Source organism: Desulfosarcina sp. (assembly GCF_046496365.1).
Taxonomy (GTDB): Bacteria; Desulfobacterota; Desulfobacteria; order Desulfobacterales; family Desulfosarcinaceae; genus Desulfosarcina.
This window is the reverse complement of sequence record NZ_JAWOHB010000042.1, coordinates 1-6,282: the sequence shown is the minus strand read 5'-3', so window position 1 is coordinate 6,282 and position 6,282 is coordinate 1. Positions and strand designations below refer to the sequence as shown.

Annotated in this window: 6 protein-coding genes and 1 pseudogene; 1 reads left to right on the top strand and 6 read right to left on the bottom strand. The window is 54.4% G+C overall.

Features of this window, described 5'->3' with window-relative positions; translation table 11 throughout:
• From R6V78_RS02825 to R6V78_RS02810, 4 genes and pseudogenes are all read right to left on the bottom strand, one after another.
• Positions 1–331: pseudogene (locus R6V78_RS02825) on the bottom strand ((Fe-S)-binding protein); the annotation flags it as partial.
• A 583-nt stretch (positions 332–914) separates the two neighbouring features.
• Complete coding sequence (locus R6V78_RS02820; RefSeq protein WP_410287808.1) at positions 915–1,943, bottom strand: ketopantoate reductase family protein; 1,029 nt, start codon at positions 1,941–1,943, stop codon at positions 915–917.
• A 51-nt stretch (positions 1,944–1,994) separates the two neighbouring features.
• Positions 1,995–3,188, bottom strand: a complete 1,194-nt coding sequence (locus tag R6V78_RS02815) for an NADH:flavin oxidoreductase (RefSeq protein WP_410287807.1) — start codon at positions 3,186–3,188, stop codon at positions 1,995–1,997.
• A gap of 211 nt (positions 3,189–3,399) precedes the next feature.
• On the bottom strand, positions 3,400–3,876 hold the full coding sequence (locus R6V78_RS02810; RefSeq protein WP_410287806.1) for a DUF4410 domain-containing protein: 477 nt from the start codon (positions 3,874–3,876) through the stop codon (positions 3,400–3,402).
• 381 nt (positions 3,877–4,257) lie between these two features.
• Here R6V78_RS02810 and R6V78_RS02805 point away from each other — a divergent pair, with 381 nt between their 5' ends.
• On the top strand, positions 4,258–4,590 hold the full coding sequence (locus tag R6V78_RS02805) for a hypothetical protein (protein WP_410287805.1): 333 nt from the start codon (positions 4,258–4,260) through the stop codon (positions 4,588–4,590).
• A gap of 1 nt (position 4,591) precedes the next feature.
• Here the strand turns inward: R6V78_RS02805 and R6V78_RS02800 are convergent, their stop codons facing one another.
• Together R6V78_RS02800 and R6V78_RS02795 are read right to left on the bottom strand one after the other, a co-directional pair.
• Entirely contained in the window at positions 4,592–5,470 is an 879-nt protein-coding gene (locus R6V78_RS02800; RefSeq protein ID WP_410287804.1) for a formylglycine-generating enzyme family protein, read from the bottom strand.
• Between the two features lie 318 nt (positions 5,471–5,788).
• Complete coding sequence (locus R6V78_RS02795) at positions 5,789–6,235, bottom strand: hypothetical protein (RefSeq protein ID WP_410287803.1); 447 nt, start codon at positions 6,233–6,235, stop codon at positions 5,789–5,791.
• Positions 6,236–6,282: the final 47 nt, after the last annotated feature.

Here is a 6,282-nt window from a genome sequence, read left to right as displayed (position 1 = left end):
CCCGCATCATGGAAAACTCGAAAAACCCGGCCATGGGCGGGGGGAGGCAGTATTGGGCTTCTCCGTTGCGAGGAATGTCCACCAGGATGGCCCGGGAGGCCAACTGGTCCAGGATGCGTCGGGCGTTTGCCGGTTTCATCTTCCAGATACGGGCCGCATCGGCCACGGTGAAGGGGCGGATGGGCAGCTGGGCCACCAGGCCGGCCTCTTCTTCACTGAACAGCATTTTCAAAATGGCAAACAACAGGTCCGATGGCGGGGCGCCTTGGGGAAATCTGTTCAGACGATCAACAAGACGGGAATACAAACTCCGGGTTCCGGTATGGGCCATGGTCATGTTCTCCCTTGGCTGGCATCCATGACGCATTCATGAACTATTTAATGACCCTGTCAAGCAGTGGCAATTGTTATTTTGAAGAAACCTTGCGGTGGGGGAACGACAACAATCGCCGCCTCCAAATCCGGAGGCCGAAGGCTGGATCGCTTGATGCTTTCATGCATTATTCATCAATTCCGATCCGGCCTTCGCCAAAATCGAAAACCTCAGAATGAAATTCCGGCCTAAACCAGTCGCAAAATACTGAAAAAGTTCTCTTCGTGGGCCAAGTTCGTTCATCCGTACTCCAGCTCTCAAGTTCTATCTCGAAAAGTTTCCGATAGAATTTTTTTACAAATTTTAAAGATTCAGAATCATCATCAAAATGGGGTATGAGGATTGCGGTACAATCATTATTCAACGAATCGATACTGCACGGATCATCCATTTCCGGAAGTGAATTTATCCATTGGACATACGGATCTTTTGGCCTAATGATCATTACTTGCCGATTGATCGATCTCATCAGTCCTCCATGCAGAAAATGGAATTACGATAAATGATTGCTATCGTCCTGCATCCGTAATTATTCGTTCCTCTAAATCATATCTCCCAGATCGTCAAGATTAGCCATTGATATGGATCTATTGCCGTCTTCGATCTCATGGATCATCGCCACCACCGCGTCGTTTATCGGCGTCGGTATATGGCGCCGCCGCCCTTGCTGGCAGATGTAGCCGTTGAGATAATCAATTTCGGTGCGTCGGCCACGTTCGAGACTCTGTAGGCTTGACGAGCGAATCCTCCGATACTTGTAGCCGATGATGCGGATTGTAAGGTGGCGCCGCAGCTCCCCCAGCCATCCCTTTTTTTTCAAAAAACTGCCGTAATCGAGCTTGCCCCCGCCAGGAGGCACAGTCAAATTCATGGCATCGGCCACCGCCATGGCCTCGCTCATGATGGCGATGAATAGCTCACGAATCTTTCTGACCGCCAGCAATTGACCGAGCGGGACCCCGGCGATGACGCCCAAGGAATTGATGCAGCTATTGATGATCAACTTCGAATAAAGCTCGCCGATGATGTTGGTGGAGATCCGGGTGGGAGCAACGGCAGATAGCATTTCTCGGATGGTTTCGAGGCGCGCATCGACGGACGAGTCCAATCTGCCCACTACGAAATGGCCCTCGGAGGTGACTTCCATCCGACCGGGACCGTGAAAAGTGGCCCCCCAAGCCACCACGCAACCGACGATCCGATCCTCACCCACGACCCGCGCCAGCGCCTCTTCGCAGATGCCGTTTTGCAGGGACACCACCGAAGCCTCAGGCTTCAGAAAGGGCAGCAGGCTTTCGGCGGCCGCAATCGCCTCGCCTGCCTTGGTTGCTAAAAAAACCACATCCAGCGGGCCTTGAAGTTCGTCGGCTGTTGCGACCGCGCGCACAGGTATATCGCTTTCGCCCCCGATTCCGAAAATGTGAAAGCCTGGATCCTTGCTCAGAGCGACCGCCTCCGGATGTTTGCATACAACCTGAACATCCCAGCCGGCCTTGCTCATCCTGGCCCCTGTTACCCCACCAATCGCTCCGGCGCCCAAAAGCGCAACTTTCAGGCCATAGCTGTCCATGGTGTCCTCTCATATCCGGGTGTTTACAAGAAATCTGATTCCCATCTCTTTTTATGAAATATTCATCGGCAGTCCATTCCGGTAACAGCGCAGCGGTAGATTATTGAAGACGGCTGCAAAGCACATATTGCATGAGACACAAGACGCAGTTTCGGACTTTCCCTCCCGGAACTTTTGCACCAGGGAAGGCTCTCTTACAAAGGGGCGGCTCATGGAAATCAGGTCCGCCTCGCCATTTTCCAGCACCTCCTCCATTTGACGTCTGCGTCGCATTCCACCCACCAGAATGAGGGGCACGCCGCCAAGCTCTCGTCGAACCGCCTCAGCCCCCGGAAGATTGTAGGACTCCTTGAATGCGCAGGGCTTGATGAGGCTTTTGAACTTCAACTTGGCCAAAGGCCGCATCCAGGAGGGCAACCCCCGTGCCAGTTCATCAAGCGGAATGTCGCCGCGTGCGGTATGGAAACTGTAGTAGGTGCCGCTGCTGACTTCCACGGCATCGATTCCCGCGGTCCGCAGCCATTGGGCGTAACGGGCGGCCAGTTCAGGAACGATCCCTGGCTTAGGCGTAAAGTCACATGTGTTTATCTTGATCAATACCGGAATGGAACCTCCCACGGCTTTTTGAACGGCGGCGATAATTTCGCGAACAAAGCGGAAGCGCTTTTCAGCACTGCCACCCCAGGCGTCTCTGCGCCGGTTGTAAAACGGCGAGAGAAACTCGTTGAGCAGGAACCCGTGGGCCGCGTGAAGCTGCACTCCGTCGGCGCCGGCCTGTTTGGCACGCCTGGCCGCATTGGCAAAATCCTGGATGGTTGCTGCGATGTCAGCTTCGCTCATCTTCCGCGGACGGTTCAATGTGACGGGGTCCAGCCCCTGTCCGGAAGGGGCCAGAGGCGCTGTCCCCGTCACTTTGCGCGGAGCTTGGCGTCCGGCGTGGGCGAGTTGGAACACAATCCGCCTTCCGTTTCGATGAACACTGTCGGCCAGAGCTTCCAGGCCAGGCAGCATGGCGTCGTCGTAGATGCCGATTTGCTTTCCCATGGCACGCCCGCGAGGATGGATATACATGTGTCCGGGGATAATCAGCCCCACGCCGCCTCGTGCAATCCGGTCATACCTCTGCAAGATATCCGCCGTCACTTGACCGTCGGCATCTGCCATGGCTTCGTAGGTGGCCGAACAGACGAAACGGTTCACAAGTTCCATAGAACCGATTTTGATGGGATCGAAGAGCTTTGCCATCCTGTTTTTAATCCTCTACTTATATTTTCCATGCTCTGATTGTCTGGTCTCAGCTTCGCTAATATTTATTGCATACGTTAACCATCGATATTTAAGTCTATCAGAAACGAACGCTTGATTAGTAGTCATAGCGATGGAGTTCAGCCGCAACGGGCAAGTAAAGCGACGTGACGAATGAACGTCACCTGCAGCGAGTTAGACACCATTTTACCTATTCATGCCCTGATGACACATAACGGACGATCTTGTCGGCATGGTCCTCAATCAACCCTCTTGATGTAAAGATTGCAGTTGGGTTGGAGGATTTAACGGAAAACTGCCCCAAGACTGCATTCGATGTCATGTCGCGAACGATAATCGAGCTTTGGATGTTGTCTACGCCTGCCATAATTCCCACGAGCGCCCGGGCCGCTCCATGACGCATATAGTAGTTCGTAATGACAATCTCAACGGATCTGGCCGCCGAAGACCCCGTTACAGGTAGACCGCTGGCGCGGAACTGAGACTCCAAGCGTTCTTTGAAAATCCCCAAAGCCTCTTGCGACATCTTTACCTTTGGGTCGACCGAGTATTTAATGCTGGCGTTCGGGTCGGGTGTGTATCCATTTTGTATCTTCATTCCAGTGCCCGCGCATCCTACAAGAATGGAAAAAGATAGCAATAAGGAAAATAGCATTGTGCGATTCATGAGTAAGTCTCCTTTTTGGTATGAATAATCGGATGAAAGGGACTGATTGGTTGCTGAAATTTGCTAATTCGTTAATAACACCCTTGGCCACGATATCACTCCATAAAAAACCTGCCCTAAGGTCAGGTAAAAGCCCATTATCTCAAAAAGTTAAGGAATATGAAGACCGATAGTTGGAGCGAAATATACTGTCCATATAGGACAACTGTGTTCTCCTCTCTTAAAATCATCTACGAGGTTATTGGCTTCCCTAACGTCACCAGTTCAAAATATTTTTTGCAGATCATGGCTGTCTTCATATTTTTGTGGACCAGAAGCTTCTGTGCAGTCCTGAGATAATGGCTACTCAAAACATCCAGGCATTATTCTGAACTTCTCTAAATGCCTGATTCATTGAATCTATCACTCTCCGACCTGGAAAAGCAGTACGGACAAACGTGGATCTGGACAGCTATCGACGCCCCCACGCGCTTGCTGATCACATTCTGGATCGGCGGGCGCGAACTTGACGACGCGCGGCGGATGCTGTGCGATTTGACCGACCGATACCCGAATAAGCCTTTGTTTGTCTCCGATGAACTGCCCTCTTACGCTACAGTTCCCGGGGAGTTGTTTCACAAGTTGATACCTGCGCCTGCCACGGGCAAACCGGGGCGACCGCGCAAAGCCCGGCATCATCCTATGGTCGCCGCGGCGGCGCTCGCCCCTGTGTAGCTCACTGAATGGGGAGGTGGACGAGCCGGAACCCGAAGTAGTTGAGCCGGGCACCCGGCTCGAGCCCTTCGCGGTTGGCGGAGCGGCAGTGCCTGGCACGTTCGTCCCAGCAGCCTCCACGAAGCACCCGGGACTCGCCCGACGAAGGCCCTGCCGGATCAGTCACCGCGCCTGATGGATAATCCCCATACAAGTCCTGGCACCATTCCCAGCCATTGCCGTGCATGTCGTGCAAACCCCAGACGTTAGGCTGCCGTGTCCCCGCCGGATGGGTCCTTCGGCCCGAATTGCCCCCGTGCCAGGCGTAAGGGTCCAGCCCGCTATCCGAATCCCCGAAACAAAAACGCCCCGTCGAGCCCGCCCGCGCCGCATACTCCCATTCGGCTTCGGTCGGCAGCCGGTACGCTCCCTCGCCCTTGCCATTTAGCCAGCCAATGAATGCCTGAACGTCGTTCCATGACACGCATGTCACCGGGTGGCTGTCTGCCTGGCTGAAGCCTGGGCTATCCCAATAGGTACCAGCTTTTTTCTCCCATTCTTTTCCGCTCCAAACATACGCCCCGCCATCTGTCTCAGCCTCGCTGCGGTGCCCGGTTTCCCTGGTGAACCGACGCCATTGGCCCACCGTCACCTCTGTCGTCTGCATGTAAAAACCGCGTGTCAGCGTCACCCGGTGCTGACGCTCGTCATCGTCTCGGTTTGCTTCCCCCGGCGGGCTTCCCATATCGAAACTGCCCGGCGCGAGCCACACAAACTCCATCCCCAGGCTGTTGGTCTTTTTGCCCTCCGAACCGGCCGAGGCCTCCGGCAGGGGGGAAGCGATCAGAAAGATGCAAAACGGCATAAAAACGATCGGCGCCATCAAACGTCTAAACGCCATGACCTACCCCTTTCTCTCGCAGTGGGCTCATCCCCTGCCCGGTTGAAGATCCAACTGCCTCCTCGACGCACCCGACGCGAGCCCCATGATGCCCCTACCGGGTCGGTGATAGCGCGAAAAGGATAATCCCCATACCAGTTCCAGCGTCAAGCCATCCAACCCAGTCGTAGATGCTTAGAGTCGTTATCCCTCCAAAATCGGGTTCGCGGTTTTATCAGCTTCGGATCATGAAACATCAACATCCGAATTAAACCGCGCCGCGAAGCAACGTCGGCTTGATTGGATTTTCCCCACTTTCTGAGTCGCCCGGAAATCCACTCATTGCCGCGGCATCAGCGCGAAAACACCCCAGCCCAGGTATTCACGCGTGTAAGCGGCGTAGCGCTCGGGTTCCGAGGTCAGTTTGGCGCGAACATCTTTCGTGAATTCGTCGTCGGGATTTGCTTCAAGCCATCGGCGCATGGTGAGCCATTTGGCCGCCTCGTATCTGTCCCAGCCGTCTTGGTCTGCCAGAACCATTTCGACGACGTCGTAGCCAAGGTGGCCGAAAGACGCGAGAAGCTCTGGAAGCATGAGAAAGTCGGAGATTGAGTTGGCAAGACACCCCTTGGCAACATCTTCCGTCGGCGGTAACTGCCGCCAGTAGGGCTCGCCGATGAGGATGATCCCTCCGGTGCGCAGGCTCCGCGCCAGAAGCTCGATAGGTCGGCCGTGGAAGTTTACATTATTCTGGATGGCGTGATGGTATTTGGAGGTCGTTGGCAAATCTTTCGAGTCTCATTGCAACATGGCTGTCGGGCTATCCCAATTGC

What these genes read in the sequence shown, in the direction of transcription:
- R6V78_RS02805 (WP_410287805.1), top strand. Translation starts at nt 4,258, where the DNA reads ATGCCTGATTCATTGAATCTATCACTCTCCGACCTGGAAAAGCAGTAC.
- R6V78_RS02810 (WP_410287806.1), bottom strand. Translation starts at nt 3,876, where the DNA reads ATGAATCGCACAATGCTATTTTCCTTATTGCTATCTTTTTCCATTCTT.
- R6V78_RS02820 (WP_410287808.1), bottom strand. Translation starts at nt 1,943, where the DNA reads ATGGACAGCTATGGCCTGAAAGTTGCGCTTTTGGGCGCCGGAGCGATT.
- R6V78_RS02800 (WP_410287804.1), bottom strand. Translation starts at nt 5,470, where the DNA reads ATGGCGTTTAGACGTTTGATGGCGCCGATCGTTTTTATGCCGTTTTGC.
- R6V78_RS02815 (WP_410287807.1), bottom strand. Translation starts at nt 3,188, where the DNA reads ATGGCAAAGCTCTTCGATCCCATCAAAATCGGTTCTATGGAACTTGTG.